The organism is Bradyrhizobium sp. BR 1433, assembly GCF_051547665.1.
Lineage (GTDB): Bacteria > Pseudomonadota > Alphaproteobacteria > Rhizobiales > Xanthobacteraceae > Bradyrhizobium > Bradyrhizobium australafricanum.
The window spans coordinates 3,710,942-3,730,346 of record NZ_JBPUGG010000001.1 but is presented as its reverse complement, the minus strand read 5'-3'; the positions used below and the strand labels follow the sequence as shown (position 1 = coordinate 3,730,346).

The 19,405-nt window shown below is 65.3% G+C and carries 19 protein-coding genes and 1 pseudogene; 8 read left to right on the top strand and 12 right to left on the bottom strand.

Annotation, left to right across the window (positions count from 1 at the left end; genetic code table 11):
• Positions 1-62: 62 nt before the first annotated feature.
• A complete protein-coding gene (locus ACSKB9_RS18270; protein WP_229192585.1) occupies positions 63-1,106 on the bottom strand; it encodes a C-terminal binding protein in 1,044 nt (347 codons plus the stop codon).
• Between the two features lie 277 nt (positions 1,107-1,383).
• Here ACSKB9_RS18270 and ACSKB9_RS18265 point away from each other — a divergent pair, with 277 nt between their 5' ends.
• Positions 1,384-3,069, top strand: a complete 1,686-nt coding sequence (locus tag ACSKB9_RS18265; RefSeq protein WP_438074694.1) for a methyl-accepting chemotaxis protein — start codon at positions 1,384-1,386, stop codon at positions 3,067-3,069.
• Between the two features lie 112 nt (positions 3,070-3,181).
• Here ACSKB9_RS18265 and ACSKB9_RS18260 read toward each other — a convergent pair whose 3' ends face one another.
• Complete coding sequence (locus ACSKB9_RS18260; protein ID WP_438074692.1) at positions 3,182-4,159, bottom strand: Bug family tripartite tricarboxylate transporter substrate binding protein; 978 nt, start codon at positions 4,157-4,159, stop codon at positions 3,182-3,184.
• 260 nt (positions 4,160-4,419) lie between these two features.
• The gene (locus ACSKB9_RS18255; protein WP_438074690.1) at positions 4,420-4,803 is read right to left on the bottom strand and encodes a nuclear transport factor 2 family protein; all 384 of its coding nucleotides are present in this window, start codon (positions 4,801-4,803) and stop codon (positions 4,420-4,422) included.
• A gap of 135 nt (positions 4,804-4,938) precedes the next feature.
• Between ACSKB9_RS18255 and ACSKB9_RS18250 the strand changes: the two genes are divergently transcribed.
• The gene (locus ACSKB9_RS18250) at positions 4,939-5,895 is read left to right on the top strand and encodes a LysR family transcriptional regulator (protein ID WP_438074688.1); all 957 of its coding nucleotides are present in this window, start codon (positions 4,939-4,941) and stop codon (positions 5,893-5,895) included.
• 1 nt (position 5,896) lies between these two features.
• Here ACSKB9_RS18250 and ACSKB9_RS18245 read toward each other — a convergent pair whose 3' ends face one another.
• Positions 5,897-6,850, bottom strand: coding sequence for a DMT family transporter (locus ACSKB9_RS18245; protein ID WP_438074686.1), 954 nt, complete (start codon positions 6,848-6,850; stop codon positions 5,897-5,899).
• 319 nt (positions 6,851-7,169) lie between these two features.
• The gene (locus tag ACSKB9_RS18240; RefSeq protein ID WP_092085207.1) at positions 7,170-8,015 is read right to left on the bottom strand and encodes a metal-dependent phosphohydrolase; all 846 of its coding nucleotides are present in this window, start codon (positions 8,013-8,015) and stop codon (positions 7,170-7,172) included.
• Between the two features lie 129 nt (positions 8,016-8,144).
• Here ACSKB9_RS18240 and ACSKB9_RS18235 point away from each other — a divergent pair, with 129 nt between their 5' ends.
• Positions 8,145-8,546 carry a DUF1330 domain-containing protein gene (locus tag ACSKB9_RS18235; RefSeq protein WP_253625433.1) on the top strand — a complete coding sequence of 134 codons (402 nt, stop codon included), beginning with the start codon at positions 8,145-8,147 and terminating at the stop codon, positions 8,544-8,546.
• A gap of 125 nt (positions 8,547-8,671) precedes the next feature.
• Here the strand turns inward: ACSKB9_RS18235 and ACSKB9_RS18230 are convergent, their stop codons facing one another.
• Positions 8,672-9,286: a TetR/AcrR family transcriptional regulator gene (locus tag ACSKB9_RS18230; RefSeq protein WP_076829962.1), complete on the bottom strand. Its 615-nt coding sequence runs from the start codon at positions 9,284-9,286 to the stop codon at positions 8,672-8,674.
• A gap of 75 nt (positions 9,287-9,361) precedes the next feature.
• Between ACSKB9_RS18230 and ACSKB9_RS18225 the strand changes: the two genes are divergently transcribed.
• Positions 9,362-9,658 (top strand): hypothetical protein, encoded by a 297-nt coding sequence (locus ACSKB9_RS18225; protein WP_438074684.1) that lies wholly within the window; start codon positions 9,362-9,364, stop codon positions 9,656-9,658.
• Positions 9,612-9,767: a hypothetical protein gene (locus tag ACSKB9_RS18220; protein WP_438074682.1), complete on the top strand. Its 156-nt coding sequence runs from the start codon at positions 9,612-9,614 to the stop codon at positions 9,765-9,767. Before ACSKB9_RS18225 ends, ACSKB9_RS18220 begins: the two co-directional genes overlap by 47 nt.
• A gap of 104 nt (positions 9,768-9,871) precedes the next feature.
• Here the strand turns inward: ACSKB9_RS18220 and ACSKB9_RS18215 are convergent.
• The 5 genes and pseudogenes from ACSKB9_RS18215 to ACSKB9_RS18195 form a co-directional block, all read right to left on the bottom strand.
• A pseudogene (locus ACSKB9_RS18215) lies at positions 9,872-11,013 on the bottom strand (alpha-hydroxy acid oxidase).
• Positions 11,014-11,132: 119 nt separating this feature from the next.
• A complete protein-coding gene (locus ACSKB9_RS18210) occupies positions 11,133-11,942 on the bottom strand; it encodes an MlaD family protein (RefSeq protein ID WP_438074680.1) in 810 nt (269 codons plus the stop codon).
• 244 nt (positions 11,943-12,186) lie between these two features.
• The gene (locus tag ACSKB9_RS18205) at positions 12,187-13,119 is read right to left on the bottom strand and encodes a DMT family transporter (protein WP_438074678.1); all 933 of its coding nucleotides are present in this window, start codon (positions 13,117-13,119) and stop codon (positions 12,187-12,189) included.
• A gap of 212 nt (positions 13,120-13,331) precedes the next feature.
• On the bottom strand, positions 13,332-13,718 hold the full coding sequence (locus ACSKB9_RS18200; protein ID WP_253625436.1) for a hypothetical protein: 387 nt from the start codon (positions 13,716-13,718) through the stop codon (positions 13,332-13,334).
• Between the two features lie 413 nt (positions 13,719-14,131).
• Positions 14,132-14,905, bottom strand: coding sequence for a helix-turn-helix transcriptional regulator (locus tag ACSKB9_RS18195; protein WP_016842683.1), 774 nt, complete (start codon positions 14,903-14,905; stop codon positions 14,132-14,134).
• An 82-nt stretch (positions 14,906-14,987) separates the two neighbouring features.
• Here ACSKB9_RS18195 and ACSKB9_RS18190 point away from each other — a divergent pair, with 82 nt between their 5' ends.
• Positions 14,988-15,644 carry an acyl-homoserine-lactone synthase gene (locus ACSKB9_RS18190; RefSeq protein WP_168857556.1) on the top strand — a complete coding sequence of 219 codons (657 nt, stop codon included), beginning with the start codon at positions 14,988-14,990 and terminating at the stop codon, positions 15,642-15,644.
• Positions 15,604-16,968, top strand: a complete 1,365-nt coding sequence (locus ACSKB9_RS18185; RefSeq protein WP_438074675.1) for a cytochrome P450 — start codon at positions 15,604-15,606, stop codon at positions 16,966-16,968. The genes ACSKB9_RS18190 and ACSKB9_RS18185 overlap by 41 nt, the downstream gene beginning before the upstream one ends.
• 309 nt (positions 16,969-17,277) lie before the next feature.
• On the opposite strand, the gene ybaK is transcribed toward ACSKB9_RS18185, so the two are convergent.
• A complete protein-coding gene (gene ybaK, locus ACSKB9_RS18180) occupies positions 17,278-17,760 on the bottom strand; it encodes a Cys-tRNA(Pro) deacylase (RefSeq protein ID WP_028333475.1) in 483 nt (160 codons plus the stop codon).
• Between the two features lie 347 nt (positions 17,761-18,107).
• Here ybaK and ACSKB9_RS18175 point away from each other — a divergent pair, with 347 nt between their 5' ends.
• Positions 18,108-19,400, top strand: a complete 1,293-nt coding sequence (locus ACSKB9_RS18175) for an adenylosuccinate synthase (protein WP_016842678.1) — start codon at positions 18,108-18,110, stop codon at positions 19,398-19,400.
• Positions 19,401-19,405 lie beyond the last annotated feature (5 nt).

The window sequence follows — 19,405 nt, the reverse complement described above, 5'->3', positions numbered from 1 at the left end:
CGGCGCCAGCCGCGCAAAGGGCCCGCAAGAGACGGGCCCCGCACGAGAAGCGCACTCCCGCCCTAGCTGTTCGGACCGCGATCCATGCTGACAGGCTGCCAGCGGCGCAACGCGGTGTTTTGCAGCACCGACGGGTTGACGCAGCTTACCGGCCACATGCCTTGCAGCACTAGTGACAATTCGTAGCCCACCCGGCGCTTGCGCGCCTCGTCAAAACGTGCCGACGCCGAGGCGACATGGGCGGTCAAGGTAACATTGTCCATCCCGAGCATCGGATTGTTGTGCGACGGCGGCTCCTTTTCCAGCACGTCGAGCGCGGCGTGGGCGATCCAGCCCTCTTGCAGCGCCTTGATCAGCGATTCCTCGTCGACCGTGGCGCCGCGGCCGGTGTTGATGAAGATCGCCGACTTTTTCATCTGGCGAAAATGCTTCTCGGTCAGCATGTGGTGCACTTCGGGCCGCGCCGGGGCGTGCATCGAGACGAAATCCGACTGCGACAGCACCTCCGACAGCGTCGAGGGGATCACGCCGTGGTCGTACATCAGGGTTTCCTGGATGAAGGGATCGTAGGCCACCATCCTGAGGCCGAACGGCGCGGCGCGCTTGGCCACCGCACGGGCGACCCGGCCGAACGAGATGAAGCCGAGCGTCTGGCCCATCAGCCGCGGAATCTTCAGAAGCGCCGGACGGCCCTCGGCCCAGCGGCCGGTGCGCACCATCTTGTCCTGCTCGATCAGGCGGCGGAAGCCGGCGAGCAGCAGCATCATGGCGTGGTCGGCGACCTCCTCGATGAAGGTGTCGGGAATGTTGGTGACGGGGATGCCGCGGGCGGTCGCGGCCTTGACGTCGACCGAGTCGACGCCGACGCTGCCGAGCGTGATCACCTTGCAATTCTCGAGCGCGTCGATGACCGCCTTGGTGATCGGCATGCCCTTGGCGTAGATCGCGTCCGCGGTGCGTGCCGCGGCGATGAATTCGGCCTCATTGGCCGGCGCCTCGATGATCTCGGCGCCGATCGGATCGAGCGCCTCGCGCTCATAATCGTAGCCGCCGCCGGCGACCGTGAAGCTCGCGCCCTTCGGCGTGACCACCCTGAATTTCGACATTATCTGCTCCCGATGTGAGTCTGCTGTTCTTGCTTCTTGCTGGTTTGCTTCTTGATCTTGCTTCTTCTTGCTTCTTGGAGCGCGGCTGGGGTCGCCGCCTTCCCATGCTTGTACGCGAGCCGCGCTGTTCTCTCCACAATTGCCGGTTGGTCAGCGGCTTGATTCTCCGGGCTTCTACGGGGAACCTCCGTAACCATCAGGTAAAGGGTCTCACATTACGGTGCGCGGAATCAATCCGCCAATCGCGTCGCGTTCCCCGCCTCTTCTGGAGACCCCCGTGAAGCTGTCAAATCTGAAGATCACCCCCAAGCTCGGCATTCTGGTGGGGGTGACCCTCCTTGGCCTGTGCACGGCCGGCATCCTCGCCGGTCACCTGATGCAGCGGGAGATGCTGAATGCGCGCATCGACCAGGCCAAGGCCATCGTCGAGATGGCGAAGAACATGGCGGCGGGCCTGAAGAAGGATGTCGATGCCGGCAAGCTGACCAAGGAAGCGGCACTCGCCGAGTTCGGCAAGCGTGCCAACACCCTGACCTACGACAACGGCGCCGGCTATCTGTTCGGCACCGACTACAGCGGCATCACGGTGCTGGCGCCCGATCCGAAGCAGGTCGGAACCAATCGCATGGACGTCGTGACCAATGGTCGCAAGCTCTCGCAGGAACTGATGGACGGCGTGAAGGCCAAGGGCGAGATCCTGCTGTTCTATGATTATGTCAAGCCCGGCCAGGAGACGCCGATCCGCAAGCTCGGCTATGCCGTCGCGGTCCCCGGCTTCGATATGTATCTCGGCACCGGCGCCTATCTCGACGATATCGATGCCAAGATGCGGCCGATTGCCTGGCTGCTCGGCCTCGCGATCCTCGGCATCGGCATCGTTTCCGGCTCGGTCGCCTGGTTGATCGGCCGCAGCATCTCCCGTCCGCTCAATTTGCTCGGCGCCCGCATGCGCGACATCGCCGACGGCAAGCTCGACGGTGACATCCCCGGCGTCGGCCGCGGTGACGAGGTCGGCGGAATGGCGGCCACGGTTCAGGTCTTCAAGGACAACGCGGTTCGCATCCGCGGCCTGGAACAGGCCGAGGCCGAGACCAAAGCACGCGCGGAGGCCGAGCGCCGTGGCGCGATGGAGAATATCGCCAACGATTTCGAGCGCAGCGTGAACGGCATCGTCCGCACGGTGGCCTCCGCCGCCGCCGGCATGCAGACCACGGCGCAGTCGATGACCGCGACCGCAAGCGACGCCAGCGCGCGGGCCGCGACCGTCGGCGCCGCGTCCGACAGCGCCTCCAACAATGTCGGCACCGTCGCTGCTGCCGCCGAGGAGCTCTCCAGCTCGGTTGCTGAGATCTCCCGCCAGGTGGCGCGCTCCAGCGAGGTCGCGAGCCAGGCGGTGGCCGACGCCGAGCGCACCAACGCGACCGTGCAGGCGCTCTCCACCGGCGCCGAGAAGATCGGCGAGGTGGTCAAGCTGATCCACTCGATCGCCGCCCAGACCAACCTGCTCGCGCTCAACGCCACCATCGAGGCGGCGCGCGCCGGCGAATCCGGCCGCGGTTTCGCAGTCGTCGCCTCCGAAGTGAAGGCGCTGGCCAACCAGACCGCGAAGGCGACCGAGGAGATCTCGGCGCAGGTCGCGGCGATGCAGGCTTCCACCGGCGAGGCGGTGACCTCGATCGGCGGCATCACAGCGACCATCGCGCAGATGAGCGAGATCACCGCCTCGATCTCGACCGCGATCGACCAGCAGGGCGATGCGACGCGCGAGATCGCGCGCAACATCCAGCAGGTCGCGGCCGGCTCGAGCGAGATTTCCGCCCATATCGGCGGCGTCACGTCGGCGGCCGCCGCCACCGGCACCGCGGCCGGCGACGTGCTGTCGAATGCCCGCGAGCTCGACACGCAATCGGGCATGCTGCGCAACGCGGTCGACGAGTTCCTTCAGAAGGTGCGCGCGGCGTAAGGTTTGTAGGCCTGCCCCATACGTCATTGCGAGGAGCGTAGCGACGAAGCAATCCATCTTTCCGTGCACGCGGATCGATGGATTGCTTCGCTTCGCTCGCAATGACCGGGGCCTACTGCTTCTCGATCCCGGCGTCGGCGATCAGCTTTTCCCACAGCACGAGCTGCTCCTTGAGGAATGCCTCGAACTCCTCGGGCGTGCCGGAGAATGCCTCCATGCCGCGCTCGGCGAGCTGGCTCTTGATATCCGGCCGCTCGATGATCTTGCGGATCTCCGCGTTCAGCCTGACCACGACGTCCCTCGGCATGTTGGCGGGGCCGAGATAGCCCTGCCAGGAGGTGATATCGAAGCCCTTGACGGTGTCGTCCATCGTCGGCAGGTCCGGCAGCAGCGCCGACTTCCGCTTGGTGGTGACGGCGAGCGGCTTCAGCACCTTGGCGTTGACGTGCGGCAGCCCGGTCGGCACGTCGATGAGCATCATCGAGATGCGGCCGGCGATGACGTCGGTCAGTGCCGGCGGTGAGCTCTTGTAGGGCACATGCAGAAGGTCGATGCCGGCGAGCCGCGCGAAGGTCGCGCCGGAGACGCTCGCCGACGACGAGCCGCTGGCGTAGCTGTACTTGCCCGGCTCCTTCCTGGCGAGCGCGATCAGCTCGGCGACCGAGTTCGCCGGGATGTCCGGATGGATCACCAGCATGAAGGGCAGGTCGCCGGTGCGCGCGATCGGCGTGAAATCCTTGATCGGATCGTAGTTCATGGTCTTGAGCAGATACGGATTGGCCGAGTGCGTCGTGTTCGTGGTGACGAACAGCGTGTAGCCGTCGGGCGCGGAGCGGGCGACATAGTTCGCCGCGATCGAGCCGTTGGCGCCGGCCCGGTTGTCGATCACCATGCCGACGCCGAGCGCAACGCCGAGCTCCTTGGAGATCAGCCGCGTCGTGGTGTCGGTGCCGCTGCCGGCGGCAAACGGCAGCACCAGCGTGATGTTGCGGGTGGGATAGGTCTGGGCAAGTGCCGCCCCCGATATCGCCGCAAGCGCGGCGGCGGCTGCGGCCGCCAGGCAGCAGTATCGTCTCAATCCCATGACCATGTCGTCGTCCCCCCGCGCAGGCCCTGAACAGGCCCATTGCGGCCGAAGCTAGCCCGGCCGCCATGGCTGCGGAAGCCGTGTCGGGAGCAGCCTTTCGCCGCATGGCCACGCCCGGGCCGTCGCCGGGGCGCGCTGCCAAAAATATCGAAAACAACCCCATGCAAAGGAGCCGGTGGCGGCCGGCGCTCGACCAGGCAGCTTGACACGTCGGGCAAATCAGGGCCATTATTCCGATAGTCAGAAATCTGACAGTGAGGACGCTACGATCCCGCCGGGAAGACCTGCGCGACGTGAAACGCCTTGGTGGTGATGAGCCACCGGCCGTCGATCCGATGAAACACCAGATGGTCGATGAAGCCGGTCTGGCCGGCCCTGACGCGCACCTTGGCGATGGCCAGGTCGGACGCGGTCTGGTCGATGCTGATGATGGCCTCCTCGCGCGGTGATTTCATCGACGACGGCGAGGGACGGCTGCGGATGAAGTCGCGGAATTCCGCGGCCGACCGCACCGTGTGCTTGCCGTCCCGGATGCCGTGCACGATGCAGGCGTCGGAGAAGACGTCGCGGAATCGGCTATCGTCGACGTCATACATCAGGTTGAAATATCCATCGATCGCGGATGCGATGGCCTGGATGTCGCTCATTGCAATATCTCCTTGGCGGATGATGTGGCGGTGGCCTCACCGGATCGAACCGGTGATCTGCGCCGACAGTGACCGATATGGTGGCGGAGTGCTACGACTGGGCGGTCATCTCTTGGATGACTGAGAGGCATCGGCATGGACGAAGTTGATGGTCGGCTGGTTGGCGGCCTGGTGGTCCTCGCGGCGCTGGCGGATGCGCGCAGTTTTGGCCGGGCCGCCGAACGGCTCGGCATGACGCAATCCGGGGTCAGCAAGGCGATCGCGAAGCTCGAGGCGCGCCTCGATGCCAGGCTGGTTCACCGCACGAGCCGCGCCGTCGAGCTCACCGAGGAAGGACGCGCGCTGTGCGAGCGGGTTGCCGCGCATCTGGCCGGGATCGGCGAGGCGGCGGCGGAGACCTCGAAATCGCGCGATGCGGTTCGCGGCAGGCTGCGGGTCAATGTCGACCCGTTGTTCTCCCGCATGGTGCTGTCGCCGAAGCTGAGCGAGTTCCTGCTGCAGAATCCGGGCATGGAGCTGCGTATCGAGACCCGCGACCGGATCGCGGATCTGGTCAGCGACGGTTTTGATCTGGCGGTGCGTTTCGGCGAGCCGACGCCGTCGGCGCTGATTGCGCGCCGCGTGCTCGATACGCGCGTGCTCACCGTGGCCTCGCCGATCTATCTCGAACGACACGGCCGGCCGCTTGATCCGCGGGAGCTGGCAAGCCGCGACCATCAGTGCATCCATGCAATCGACGCGTCGACCGGGCGTCCCTTCGATTGGGAGTTTCGGCGCGGCAACGAGGTCGTGCCGGTCGCGGTCAACGGGCGGCTCACCGTGACCGATTCAGGAACCAAGCTCGGCGCTTGCCTGGCCGGCTTCGGCATCGCGCAGGTGATCGATCTCGGCCTCGACGATCACCTGAGGAGCGGCGCGCTGATCGAGCTGTTTCCGGACTGGCCCGACGAACGTTTTCCGCTCTACGTCTATTACGCCTCGCGTAACCACGTGCCGGCCAAGGTGAGGCGGTTTATCGACTTCATCACGGAAACCCTGGCGGCAAAGTCGCATTCGCCACGCAAATCCGCCGGCTTGCGCAAGGTAGGCTAGTCTAGTGCTTCGCCGATGCCTTGGCCGATCCTTGCCGCGAGGCGATGATGACGCCGGCGAGCACCAGCGCGTAGCCGATCAGATGGAACGGCGCGAGCGTCTCGCCGAGCAGCAGGATTGCCATCGCCGAGCCGAACACCGGCACCAGATGGAAGAACGGCGCGGCGCGGTTCGGGCCGATCAGCGCGACGCCGCGGTTGAAGAACAGATAGGCGAGCGTGGACGGGAAGATCAGCACATAGGCGAGCGTTGCGCCGGTCAGCAAGTCGAACTTCAGCGTCACGCCGTTGGCGAACTCCCAGGCCGCCACCGGCAGCAGCATCAGCGCACCGCAGCAAGTGGTGAACGAGATCAGCGAGAGCTGATGGATTTTCGGCCGTCGCGGGATCAGCGCCGAATAGAGCCCGAACGACACCAGCGAGGCGCCGAACATGATGTCGCCCCGGTTGAAGCTGATGCTGGCGAGCGCCGAGAAGTCGCCGCGAAGGATGATGGTCAGCACACCGGCCAGCGAGATCGCGATGCCGGCCAGCTGCGCCGGCGTCAGCCGCACGCCGAACAGGATCAGCGACCACAGCGCCACGAACAGCGGCCCCGCCGACTGGATCAGCAGCGCGTTCAGCGCCTCGGTGTACTGCATCGCCCAGTAGGAGATCGCGTTGTTGAAGGCGAAGCCGACCGCGGACAGCAGCAGCAGCAGCGGCAGGGCGCCGCGCAGCTTCGGCCAGTCCTGTTTCAGATGCGGCCAGGCGAACGGCAACAGGATCAGGAAGACGCCGAACCAGCGGATCGTGGTTAGCGTGACCGGCGGCACATGGCTGCCGACATGGCGCGCCAGCACGATGTTGGCGGCCCAGAACAGCGACGTCAGGCTGAGCAGCAGATAGGGCTGGTTATTGAGCCAGTTGAGCGGCGAGCGGCGTGGCGTTGTGGCAGGTGCGGGCAAGGCGGTCATTATTGGGCGGATGTTGTGCCCGAATCCGCCGCCGCGACAAGACGAAAGAGCGGATTGGAGCCATGCGCGGGGGCTCAATCTGACACGGAAGCCACACTGCCGCGGAATAACAGAACCCGTCATCCTGAGAGACCGTGAATGAATGCCTCTCGATGACGCAACATACTCGATGTCGTCCCGGCGAAAGCCGGGACCCATAACCACCGAAGGTCATTGTTGCACGACGCTGGGGCCACAGCCTTCTAACAACTCAAACCTGTGGTTATGGGTCCCGGCTTTCGCCGGGACGACGAGCGGAGAGATTGCGCTGCATCCCTGCCTATTTCTGCGGCCCCGACAGCGAGATGTCGCGCTCGGCGCGAAACACGTTGCTGTAGAGATTGGCGATCCATTGCCGTCCGCTGGAGGTGATGTTGAGGTAGCGGATCGCCTTCTGCACATGCGGCGCGACGCTGTCCCAGTAGAAGCGCGGATAGCGGTCGACGAGATCGGCCGGCGAATCGTAGCCGAGCTGGCGGTTCAGTCCGGCCTCCTCGAATTCGATGTACAGCGCGTTGGCCTTGCGGATGTAGTGGGGATCTCCGAGCTGGCCGATCAAATCGGCGGCCCGCAGCAGGGTGGCCTCTTCGCCGAAATCCTCATCGTCATCAGGGGCGCTCAGCGGAAAGCGGGTGCCTTCGATGGCACGCACAATGCGCTCCTTGTCGAGCAGGGTGACGCCCTTGAGCCGCTCCATCACGAAGATCTTGGAGCGGTCGACGTGGTAGGACATCAGCGCCGCATCCGACGAGCCGCGCGGCAGGATGATCTTGCGGCCGTCGGCATCGACCAGATAGCCGTCCTGGCCGTCGGCCTCGAACAGTCCGCGCACATAGCCGATGTCATGGGTGAGGCAGGCGATGATGACGTGGGCATAGTCCTCGGCGCTCATGTGCGAGTGCAGCGCGCGGCCGCGCAGGATGTCGTGGCCGGCCAGCGTCACCAGCATGGTGTGCTCGACATTGTGATAGAGCGCGTCGCTGTTGCCGATGCATTCGAGCGCGATCCGGGCGATCGAGGGCACCATTTCCACCAGCTGGGTCTGCGAAGAGCCGAACCGGCGCTGCATGTACTCGCCGAGGAATTTGCCGAGCGCGTCGGCCGCTAGTTCTGGAAGGGTCATCACGGCCTTGACCTCCGAGAGCTGGCCTGAGCTTACGGCCCGGCGGTATTTCAGGCTAGTCCCGCGATGTGACATAATCGTTGCGGCCGGACCGATGTGGCGGGAGTGACGGGCTTTGGGCGGGAGCGGGTGATGGGTGTCGATCTCTTGAACGTCAAAGGCCTGAACGAGCTGGACCGCGAGGCGCCGGTCGTGATGGTCAATCTGATGCGGTTTCGCGCGCGGTCGCTCGACGGCGACGGCTCGGGCTGGGATGCCTATTTGCGCTACAGCGCGCTCACCGTCCCGATGATCAAGGCGCGCGGCGGCACGCTGCTGTGGACCGGCAGCGCCGAGACGGTTGCGCTGGGCGAGCCGGCCGGGCAGCGCTGGGACTATCTCGCGCTGGTCTACTACCCGAGCGTCGCCGCCTTCATCGACATGATGACCTCGGCCGACTACGAAGACCGCTGCGACCCGCATCGCCGCAACGGCTGCGAGGAGCACGTCATCATCGCGACGCGCGAGGCCTACAGCAAGTTCAAGATGGGGTAGCCGACGAGCCGGCTCCCATCCCGTCATTGCGAGCGTAGCGAAGCAATCCATTTCACCGCGTAGTGGAACGATGGATTGCTTCGTCGCTAACGCTCCTCGCAATGACGGTTGATGGACAGCGACCCTCAGGATGACGGGTTTGCGAGCGGCTGCAGCGCCGCGTGGCAGGCGCTCTGCACGACACGGCAGACATCATCGCTCGACCGCCCCGCGCTCAGCGAGGCGAAGGTCGGATAGCTCGTCAGCGCGAAGATCAGGTCGACCGCGTCGCTGCGGGCCTGCTGTGACGCGCTCTTGCCCGCGATGCGGTCGATCAATGCGGTGACGCCGCGGCGGCGGCGCTCGTTGCGCTCGCGCACGGCCTCGGCGAATTCGGGATCGGTCGCCATCGCGTCGTGCAGCCGGCCGACCGCGGAATCCCGGCTCCAGAATCCGCAGAAGATCTCGACCATCCGGTCGAGCGCGGCGCGCGGATCGGCCATCGTCATGGCGTCGGCGAGCTGGTGCAGCCCGCCATGGCGCGCGATCTCGTCGAACACCGCCTCGAGCAGCCCGCGCCGCGAGCCGAACTGGTTGTAGACGGTCAGCCGGGTCACGCCGGCCGCCTTGGCCACCGTATCCAGCGAGAAGCGCGCGATGCTCTCGTCGCGCAATGTGCGCGAGGCGGCCTCGATCACGCGCTCGCGGGTCTCGGCGGCGGCGGCGCTGCGCGCCGGGCTCACATAGCTGCGCGGCGGCATCGGTTTGCCTTGCTTTCGTCAGATTGACTATACATTATGTATATCTAATTTTCAATGCCCATCCGGAGCGACATCATGCAGACCGTCCTCATCATAGCGCTGTCCCTTCATGTCCTGTCATCGGTGTTTTGGGCCGGCTCGAGCTTCACCCTGGCGCGCACCGGCGGCCTCGGCGGCGAAAAGCTGCTGTTTCCGCAAATCGGCGCCGCGACGGTCGCGATCGTGACCGGCGCCACGCTGTGGCGCCTGGTCCATGAAGGCTCGTTCGGGCTGTCGGAGCAGATTCTCAGCGGGTGGCGCGATCGCGGCGCTGGCCGCGATTGCCGTGCAGGTCATCGTCGGCGGCGGCGCAGTCCGGCAGCTGCGCAATGATGCCGGCGATAACTCAGCCGCTCGCTCGCGGCTGGCGGTCGCCCAGCGCATCGCCGCCGCCCTGCTCGCGATCACCGCGCTGTGCATGGGCGCGGCGCGCTATGCGTGAGCCTGGAGCCTTTCCCGTTCCGATAGAATCGCAACGGGGCTCCAAACTCTTGTTGTGAGGCGTTTTCTTCACGCGAACCGGTATCCACTTCGCTCGAAAACGCTCTAGAACTTCCGCACCAGGTCCGGAGTGATCTCTTTCAGGCTGCGGATGCCGAGCAGCGCGAGATCGCGGTCGATCTCGGCATGCAACAGCGAGATCGCGCGCGCCACGCCGGCCTCGCCGGCGACGACGGCGGCATAGAGGAACGGCCGGCCGATCCAGACGAAGTCCGCACCGAGCGCCAGCGCCTTGATCACGTCGGTGCCGCGGCGGATGCCGCCATCGACCATCACGGTCATGTCGCCCTTCTGCGCCGCGATCTCCGGCAGCGTGCGCAAGCCGGAGACGGTGTAGTCGAGCTGGCGGCCGCCATGGTTGGAGACCATGACGCCGTCGCAGCCATGCTCGCGCGCCAGCCGGGCGTCTTCCGGCGCGATCAGCCCCTTGACCACGAGCTTGCCGCGCCAGCGCTTGCGGATCAGCTCGACATGCTTCCAGGCCAGCTGGTCGCGGCTGCCGATGTTGCGCATCAGGTTCTTGGACAGCACCGGCGGGCCCTGCTTGGCGTCCATGTTCTCGAAATGCGGCATGCCGTGATTGAACACGGTGCGCGCCCAGGTGTTGGCCACCAGTCGGGATGGGTGATGGTGTCCCAGAACACCCGGGGCGTGATCTCAAGCGGCACCTGGAAGCCGTTGCGGATATTGTTCTCGCGGTTGGGCGGCACCGGCACGTCGGCGGTGACGACGAAGGTGTCGTAGCCGGCGGCGGCGACGCGATCGACCAGCGGCTCGATCCGCTCGGGAAGGCCGGCGAGATAGGCCTGGTACCAGGCCGAAGGATTGGCGGCGCGAACGTCCTCCAGCGTGATCAGCGAAGAGGCCGACAGGATCATCGGGATGTTGGCGGCAGAAGCGGCGCGCGTCAGCACGATGTCGCCGCGATAGGCGCACAGCGCGGACGAGCCCATCGGCGGAATGCCGAACGGCGAGGCGTAGCTCTTGCCGAACAGCGTCGTGGTCTGGTCGCGGCCGGAGACGTCCTGCAGCACCCGCGGCACGAAGCCGTATTCCTCGAACGCCCGGCGATTGTCGGTGCGGGCCATATCGGTCTCGGCGCCGCCGGAGATGTAGCCGTAGAGGAATTTCGGCAGCAGCCGGCGCGCCTGCGGCTCGAAATCGTCGAGCGTGAGATAGCGCCGCAGATGCCGCGGTACGGCGGGTGCTGCGCGATTGACGGTTACGGGAGGCGGAGAGGGGGCTGCGGTCCGGTCGTGCACGTTGAGCGTTTCCGTTGTTCTTGGTTCTTGGTCGGAAGGCCAGACTAGCGCCTGCCGGCGGGCCCGACAAATTTCTCGTTGAACTTGTTGACGGACTGGCTGACGTCGCTGAGCGTCCTGCGGGTCTCGGCGATCATGGCGGTGGATTTCTTGTCGAAGCTCTGGATCAGCTCGCGCAGCGAGATCACGGTCGGCAGCAATTCGCCGCCATATTTGTCGCTGCCGAAGCTTTTCAGGAACTTGTCGGCCGAGTTCATCTTGGCGTCGACCGCGCTGATGCCGTCGTCGGCGGCGTCGATGAAGCCGGCGATCAACTCGCCATTGCCGGACAGCGAATTGGTGAAGTTCTCGAGCCCGAGCAGCGAGTCCTTGATGTCGGCCTCGTTCTCGCTGATGACGCGGTCGACATTGCGCAGCGCGACCCGCAGCTTCTCCTGGATCCCCATCGTGCCTTCGGCGTCGGCCGTCAGTTCGGGAATGCCGTCGGCGCCGAGCGCAGGCGGCGGCGCATCGTCGGTGCCGCCCGTGAAGGAGATCGAGGCGATCCCGGTCAGGCCCTGGAATTCGAGGCCGGCCTGGGTGTCCTTCTTGATCGGGGCGTTGCCTTCGATCCGCGTCATCGCCACGACGCGGTGCCGGTCGAGCCGGATCGAGACCACCTCGCCGATCCGCACGCCGGCGAAATTGACGCTGCCGCCGCGGCGCAGGCCGGAGGCCGAGCCCTCGAAGATGACGCGGAACGGCACCATCCGCTTGATGCCGGCATAGCGCTGATAGCCCAGCCAGCCGCCGAGCGAGCCGGCGATCAGGGCCAGCGTCAGGGTGCCGATCAAGAGATTGCTGGCGCGCGCCATGCGTAAAACCCGTCTGCGAAGCAGACCCTAGGAGATAGCGGATTTGCCGCCGATAGTCACCGCGGGCTTTCCTTACCTCGCCCCGCTTGCGGGGAGAGGTCGGATCGCATCGAAGATGCGATCCGGGTGAGGGGGTGTCTCCGCGAATTCATCTCGCTCCGTCTTTGCTGAGCGAGCCCCTCACCCTGACCCTCTCCCCGTAAGAACGGGGAGAGGGAAGGATGGAGACGTGCTCTTCCGACAGTCACGTCGTCGACTGCTTCCGCGACGCGGCAAAGACGCCGGCCAGCACCAGCGCGAAGCCGATGAAGTGGAAGGCCTGCGGATGCTCGCCGATGAACACGATCGACATGATGGTGCCGAACACCGGAACCATGTGGAAGAACGGTGCCGCGCGGTTGGCGCCGATCAGCTGCACACCGCGGTTGAAGCACAGATAGGCCAGAGTCGAGGGGAACACCGCGACATAGAACAGCGACAGCAGGTTGTTGATCGTGAGCTGCATCACCGGACGCGCGCCGAGTTCCCAGATGTAGAGCGGGATCAGGACCAGCGCGCCGCAGCCGAAGGTGAAGGCGGCGACCGACAGGCCGTGGATTTTCGGCCGCTTCAGGGTCAGCACCGAATACAGCGCGAAGATCACCAATGCGACGATGAAGATCAGATCGCCCTTGTTGAACTCGATCTTCGACAGCGTCGTGAGATCGCCGTGCAGCAGGATCACCAGCACGCCGGCGAGCGACAGCAGCACGCCGAACAATTGCGCCAGCGTCAGCCGTGCGCCGAGCAGGATCAGCGACCACAGCGCGACCACCAGCGGTGCCGCGGATTGCAGCAGCAGCGTGTTGAGCGCCTGGGTGTGCTCGAGCGCCCAGTATTGCAGCGTATTGAAGGCGCTGATGCCGGTGATCGACATCAGCACCATGATGCCGAGATTGTTGCGGATCACGGGCCAGTCGCGGACGAGGTGCTTCCAGGCAAACGGCAGGATGATCAGGAATGCCGCCGACCAGCGCAGGAACGACAGCGTCACAGGCGGAATGTGGCCGGCGGCGAGGCGGCCGACGATCGCATTGCCGGCCCAGCATGTCGCGGTGATGCAGAGCAGCAGATAAGGCTGGTTGGCGATCCAGGAGCCGGCCGCAGGCGTTGATGTGGTGGAATCGGAGGCAGACATAAAGAGGGCCCGGGTTCACGACGCCGCGGCCTGCCCGGCTGGCACCGCCGGGCCGGTATGGATCTCCCCGGCTCGGATCACAGACACGGATTTCGTCATTCCATCAATGGGGATAGACGCATCGCGACCATGCGCGAAGACCCCTTCACCAAGCAGCATGACGGCGCCTGGCCGGGCCAGCCCCGGTCGCGCAGGGGATCGAACGCCTGGTCCTAGCCGGTCTCCGGCGGCGTGGTCTGGCGCTTGACGATCTGCTCGGCGAGCTCGATCAGGATACGCTTGGTGTCGGGGTCCTGCACGTCGCGAAACACCCGCAGCATGCGCAGTTCGAGCAGGGACTGCAGCGATTCCGCCGTCTGGCCGGCTTGCGCCGGTGCTGCCGTGACCGGCCGGCGATTGAGGATGTCGGCGGCGATTCCGAGCATCTCGGCGACCGTCGCCAGGCGACCGGTATCGATCTTCACCGTGCCGTCGACGCCGTTCTTTTGCAGGGAGGCGCCGGCGCACAGGATCTCGGCGAGATCCGCCTGCGACAGCCCGATGGCGCGCCAGCGCGCCTGCACCAATTGGTCGATCTGGTCGTCCTGTGACGTGCTCATGATGCGTTCAGACCATCTCCAGCTAGGTCCGTGGACAGCATTTCCGCTACGAAAGTTGGTAGCAAATGAACCGGCGGTTCGTCGCGATGGGACTTCTACGGATCATGCGGCTGGACAACGGGTCCTGCCGTACCGGGCAACGTGCAGGATGATCCGCGCCTCTACGCCAGCCGGGCAGTCGCGCCGGACGGGCACCGGAGTGCGCACCCTGGTCTGGGATGCTCGCATCAGCGTCATCCGGCCACGGCCCTTATTATCAAGACCGTGCGCGAATGCAATCAGGGGGCGACGGGGGAGATGAACCCAACCCGGATGTGTGACCGCGCCACAGGTCGCGGTGTCTGGTCCTCGCAGGGCGATGCGGTCGGCATGGCGGCAGCCCCGGGAGCACCGCCATGGCTGCGCGGCGCCGCTCACAAATCGATAATTCCGAGCGCGATGCTCTTGGCCACCCCATGGGTCTTGTTGGATGCCTCGAGCTTGCGCAGCGCCTGCTTGATGAAGCCTTCCACGGTCTCCGGTGAAATGCCGAGGATCTGCGCGGTGTCGGCCACGGTCTTGCCGCGCGCCGCCCAGGCGATCACTTCCTTCTCCCGCCCGGTGAGCTTGATGGTCTCGGCGGCGTCCGCGGGCTTGAGGATGGTCGGCGCGTTGCGCTGGTCGCGGTTGACGATGTCCATCGCCCGCTGCACCCAGTAGATCATCAACAGATGCAGTTCATGGCGATGGCAGACGAACAGCTTGTCGAAGTCGCGCGGCTCGTCTTCCCAGAAGAACACCGTCGAGCTCGAATGCACCGCGCCGAGCCGGTCCCGATAGTGGAAGGGAACGACGAAGCCGTCCTTGAACCCGAACTCCCGGGCGGCATCCATCGTCTTGACCTCGGGCGGTCGCTTCCGTCCGCTTCGCTCCGGCAGCTTCAGGCTGCTCCAGCTGAACGGCGTGTTGGTACGTCGTGACCGCGCCAGCGCCGGATCGGCATGAACGAACTCGTTCTGCACATACGCCCGCTTCCAGGCGTCGGGAAATGTGCCGATATGATAGGGCAGATCAAGGTCGGGCCGGCCGGCATCGACAAAGGCAAAGCCCGAGAAGCCGTAATTCTGGACAACGCGATGCAATGACGAGCTGAGCTCGTCGATGGTATCCGACGCCTCGATGGTCGAAATCGCGTCTACCAGGCCCATTGACGAAAACCCCCGGTTTTCAGGGGGTACCACAGTTAACCCCTTTTGTTCCAGATGTTCCCGCATTTGGAGGAAGGGACAAATGCTTCATTCATTGGACGGCTACCACGCCCTCATTACCAGGGAAGAGCTTGATCCGGCGCATGTCGGGGCGATGTTGCGGCTGCGCAAGCGCCTGTTCGTCGACCATTGCGGCTGGCTTCTGACCACGGTCGGGGATGTCGAACGCGATCAGTTCGACTGCTGGTATACCGAGCACTGCCTGTTGTTCTCCGGCGTCGAGCTCGTCGGCGGTTTCCGGGCTATCCGCACCGATTATCCCTACCTCACCAAGTCGGTCTTCCCGCAGCTTGCGCTGCGTCGCTTTCCGACCAGCCGCGACGCCTGGGAGATCAGCCGTTTCGGCGTGCTGCCGAACGTTGCGAGGTCGCAGGCCGCACGCGTGAACTACGCGCTGATGTTCCGCTTCGCCGAGCTGCGCGGAGCGAAGGCGCTCGTCGCGCTGGCTGACCTCTCCTATGAGCGTTTTCTCACCCGCATGGACATCCGCACCCGCCGCTACGGCCCGCCGCAGGTGATCGGCAATGATCGCATGGGCCGCCCGCTGACGGCGCTCGCCGGAGAAATCCCGCTCGGTCTCGCCGCCAATCCCGGCCTGACCAAATTCCTCGACCTTGGACGGCAATTGGAGATCCACGATGCTTCACATGTTCTCGGACGTTCGAGCATTCCAGCGTGATCCGCTGCGTCTGCTGCTGACGCGCGGCAACGAGTCCGCGCTGGGGCTGGTGCCGCTGCAGCTCGGTCCCGCGCCGGTCTTCCTGGTGAACGATCCGGATCTGCTGCGCCCGATTCTCAAGGCGCCGGAGACCGACATCGGAAAGGGCAAGCTGATCAAGAAGCTGACGCCGGTGCTCGGCCGCAGCTCGCTGATGCTGAGCGGCGAGGAGCACAAGCGGCGGCGAGCGGTGCTGCAGAAGCACATGGCCAAGGGCAGCGTCGAGAAATTCCTGCCGCATATGTGCGCCGAGATCCGCGCGGTCGGCGCCAGCCTGGCGCGGCTCGGATCGTTCGATCCGCACCATGTCACCGCGATGCTGGCGCTGCGGACGATCTGCGTCGCGATCTTCGGCTCCCAGGTGATGTCGTCCGGCGACGAGGAAGCCCTGGTTCAGGCCGTGGGCGCGATCGAGGACGATCTGGCGGAAGAGATGTTCCGCGCGTTGCCGTTCGGCCCGGTGGCCTGGTATCGGCGGCGCAAGAACCGGGTCTGTGCCAAGCTCGCGATGTCGACGGTGGTGCAACGCCTGCGCCGCAAGGCCGGCTCGAGCAGCGCGCTGCGCGATCTCGAGGCGCTCGGCCTGACCGATCGCGATCTCGAGGACGAGATCCTGACATTGCTGCTGGCCGGCCATCACACCACGGGTTCGACTGCGGCGTGGATGTTCTACCAGATGGCCGCCGATCCCGCCCTGATGGACGAGATTGCCGACGAGGCGGCGGAGTGCCTCGGCGACGACGGCGAGCTGCGGCTCGAGGCGGTGAAGCGCGCCAATCTGAGCGCGACGCTGGTCAAGGAGGTCTGCCGGCTCTACCCCAGCGCCTGGTGGTTCTCGCGCGAGGTGATGCAGCCGGTGACGATCGGCGGGCGCGATCTCAAGGTCGGCACCTCGCTGTTGATCTGCCCCTGGCAGCTGCAGCGCGATGGCAGGCATTTCGAGGATCCGGACCGCTTCCTGATGACGCGGCGCTACAACACCGATGCCTACATCCCGTTCGGCGCCGGTCCGCGCGCCTGCGCCGGGATGGGGGTTGCGATGCTCGAGCTGCAACTGCTCGCGCTCGAGATCGCCGCGGCCTATCGCTTCACCGGCGTCGCTCCGAATCCGGCGCCATGGCCGAAAGCCTCGGTGACGCTGATTCCCCCGCCGATGACCATCGACATCGAAATCCGCGAGACGCGCTCGCGCATCCCGCTTCTCGGCGACGAAGCCGAGCATCTGCCGTACATCCCACCCGTGGGTGCGGCGTCCATCAGCACACTACAATCGGTATCCCAATGACAACTCAGCTAACAACGGCCAGCGCCGGGCAAAGGGCCATGGATCAAGTGCAAGTGCGCAGTTTGCGCGACGTCATCGCTGTCTTGATCGAGCAGCGCAGCATCGTGAGGGCGGCCGGCGCAAGCTTCGCCGCGCATCTGCTCGACCTCGCGATCATGCAGCTGCGGCTCAACGTCAACGATATTACGGCGGAGGAATTATCCGGTCTGTCCGACTTCGTCGGAGCGGAGTTTATGAGGACAAATCCTCGCATTGATCGCGGCGACCGGTCTTCGGATCGGTCTTGCGTAGGATCGGTCTTGCGCAGGCTCAGTCCTGCGTCGCCACCAGCGCCTTCATCGTGGCGCCGGCGGCAAGCGCGGCATCGTTCGGATCGATCTCGATCTGCAGGCCGCGCTGGCCGCCATTGACGAAGACCGTGACGTGGGTGAGGGCGGTCTCGTCGATCGCGGTCGGCACCTTCTTCTTCTGGCCGAACGGGCTGATGCCGCCGACATGATAGCCGGTCAGCCGCTCGGCATCGGCCGGGCGCATCATCCTGGCCGACTTGCCGCCGAGGGCGGCGGCAAGCTTCTTCATGCTGACCTCGCAGTCGGACGGCACCACGGCGCAGACCGGCTTGCCGTCGACCTCCGCCATCAGCGTCTTGAGCATGCGATTCGGGTCGACGCCGAGCGCCTCGGCCGCCTGCAGCCCGATGCTCTCGGCACTGGAATCGTAGACATAGGTGTGAAGCTTGAAGGCAATGCCGAGCTTGCGCAGCGCCATCGTCGCTTGTGTCGAATTGGGCATGAACCCTGCCGGTTAATCTAGGTGAATGATCGCCGTAATAGGAGCTGCGATCAATCCACAGCAGGTCCGGCGTCACCTTGCCGTAACATTAAATTCCCGCCAGCTCGGCGCGGCCGGGCGCAGCATGGAATTTAATGGGGATATCAAAGGGTTGTAGCTCGTCTAAAAGGCATAAACGAGCCCCTTCTTGCTTGCGCAGCCGAGCCGCTTCCTTTATCCGGTAGGCGCCTTGCGTGCGCGCGGCCGGGCGCCGCGATTTAGGCTGGGCATATCAATGCAGGTCGCTGTGGGCGGACGCGTTTTCGCCGCGATCATGGTCTGAAACACCTGAAGGGAACATCTTCGCAATGGCCAATGTTGTCGTCGTCGGCGCCCAATGGGGTGACGAAGGGAAGGGCAAGATCGTCGACTGGCTGTCGGAACAGGCCGACATCGTCGTGCGCTTCCAGGGCGGCCACAATGCCGGCCATACGCTCGTGATCAATGGCGAGACCTACAAGCTGGCGCTGCTGCCCTCCGGCGTGCTGCGCCCGAACAAGCTCGCGGTGATCGGCAATGGCGTGGTGTTCGATCCGCAGGCCTTCCTCGACGAAGTCGCCAAGCTGAAGGGGCAGGGCGTTGCGGTCGGACCGGACAATCTGCGGATCGCCGAGAACGTCACGCTGATCCTGCCGCTGCATCGCGAGCTCGACGCCTTGCGCGAATCGTCCAACGCCATCACCTCGATCGGCACCACCCGCCGCGGCATCGGCCCGGCCTATGAGGACAAGGTCGGCCGCCGCGCCATCCGCCTGATGGACCTCGCCGACCTCGACACCCTGCCGCACAAGATCGAACGCCTGCTGGCGCATCACAATGCACTGCGCCGCGGCCTCAACCTCGCGGAGATCGACGGCAAGAGCATCCTGAGCGAACTGTCGGCGATGGCGCCGAAGCTGCTGCCCTATGCCGAGACGGTATGGCGGCTGCTGGACCTCAAGCGCCGCGAGGGCAAGCGCATCCTGTTCGAGGGCGCGCAGGGCGCGCTGCTCGACGTCGACCACGGCACCTATCCCTATGTGACGTCGTCCAACACGGTGGCGGCGCAGGCCGCGACCGGCACCGGCCTCGGCCCGGGCGCGGTCGGCTATGTGCTGGGCATCTGCAAGGCCTACACCACCCGGGTCGGCCAGGGTCCGTTCCCGACCGAGCTGAACGACGAGATCGGCGAGGAAATCGGCCGCCGCGGCAAGGAATTCGGCGTCAATACCGGGCGCAAGCGCCGGGTCGGCTGGTTCGATGCCATGCTGGTGCGACAGACTGTCCGCACCTGCGGAATTGCCGGGCTGGCGCTGACCAAGCTCGATATTCTCGACGGGTTCGACAGCATCAAGGTCTGCATCGGCTACAAGCTCGACGGCAAGGAAATTGACCATCTGCCGGCGGGTGAGGGCGCGCAGGCCCGGGTCGAGCCGATCTATGAGATCATCGAGGGCTGGAAACAGCCGACGGCCAATGCGCGGTCCTGGGCGGATCTGCCGGCCCAGGCCATCAAGTACGTTCGCCGGGTCGAGGAATTGGTGGGGTGTCCGATCGCCCTGCTGTCCACCAGCCCGGAGCGTGAAGATACTATTCTGGTACAGAATCCGTTCGAGGCTTAACGGGA

Excerpts from the sequence above, each read along its gene's own strand:
- ACSKB9_RS18270 (WP_229192585.1), bottom strand. The coding sequence starts at position 1,106 with ATGTCGAAATTCAGGGTGGTCACGCCGAAGGGCGCGAGCTTCACGGTC.
- ACSKB9_RS18260 (WP_438074692.1), bottom strand. The coding sequence starts at position 4,159 with ATGGTCATGGGATTGAGACGATACTGCTGCCTGGCGGCCGCAGCCGCC.
- ACSKB9_RS18255 (WP_438074690.1), bottom strand. The coding sequence starts at position 4,803 with ATGAGCGACATCCAGGCCATCGCATCCGCGATCGATGGATATTTCAAC.
- ACSKB9_RS18250 (WP_438074688.1), top strand. The coding sequence starts at position 4,939 with ATGGACGAAGTTGATGGTCGGCTGGTTGGCGGCCTGGTGGTCCTCGCG.
- ACSKB9_RS18245 (WP_438074686.1), bottom strand. The coding sequence starts at position 6,850 with ATGACCGCCTTGCCCGCACCTGCCACAACGCCACGCCGCTCGCCGCTC.
- ACSKB9_RS18235 (WP_253625433.1), top strand. The coding sequence starts at position 8,145 with ATGGGTGTCGATCTCTTGAACGTCAAAGGCCTGAACGAGCTGGACCGC.
- ACSKB9_RS18230 (WP_076829962.1), bottom strand. The coding sequence starts at position 9,286 with ATGCCGCCGCGCAGCTATGTGAGCCCGGCGCGCAGCGCCGCCGCCGCC.
- ACSKB9_RS18225 (WP_438074684.1), top strand. The coding sequence starts at position 9,362 with ATGCAGACCGTCCTCATCATAGCGCTGTCCCTTCATGTCCTGTCATCG.
- ACSKB9_RS18210 (WP_438074680.1), bottom strand. The coding sequence starts at position 11,942 with ATGGCGCGCGCCAGCAATCTCTTGATCGGCACCCTGACGCTGGCCCTG.
- ACSKB9_RS18205 (WP_438074678.1), bottom strand. The coding sequence starts at position 13,119 with ATGTCTGCCTCCGATTCCACCACATCAACGCCTGCGGCCGGCTCCTGG.
- ACSKB9_RS18200 (WP_253625436.1), bottom strand. The coding sequence starts at position 13,718 with ATGAGCACGTCACAGGACGACCAGATCGACCAATTGGTGCAGGCGCGC.
- ACSKB9_RS18195 (WP_016842683.1), bottom strand. The coding sequence starts at position 14,905 with ATGGGCCTGGTAGACGCGATTTCGACCATCGAGGCGTCGGATACCATC.
- ACSKB9_RS18190 (WP_168857556.1), top strand. The coding sequence starts at position 14,988 with ATGCTTCATTCATTGGACGGCTACCACGCCCTCATTACCAGGGAAGAG.
- ACSKB9_RS18185 (WP_438074675.1), top strand. The coding sequence starts at position 15,604 with ATGCTTCACATGTTCTCGGACGTTCGAGCATTCCAGCGTGATCCGCTG.
- ybaK (WP_028333475.1), bottom strand. The coding sequence starts at position 17,760 with ATGCCCAATTCGACACAAGCGACGATGGCGCTGCGCAAGCTCGGCATT.
- ACSKB9_RS18175 (WP_016842678.1), top strand. The coding sequence starts at position 18,108 with ATGGCCAATGTTGTCGTCGTCGGCGCCCAATGGGGTGACGAAGGGAAG.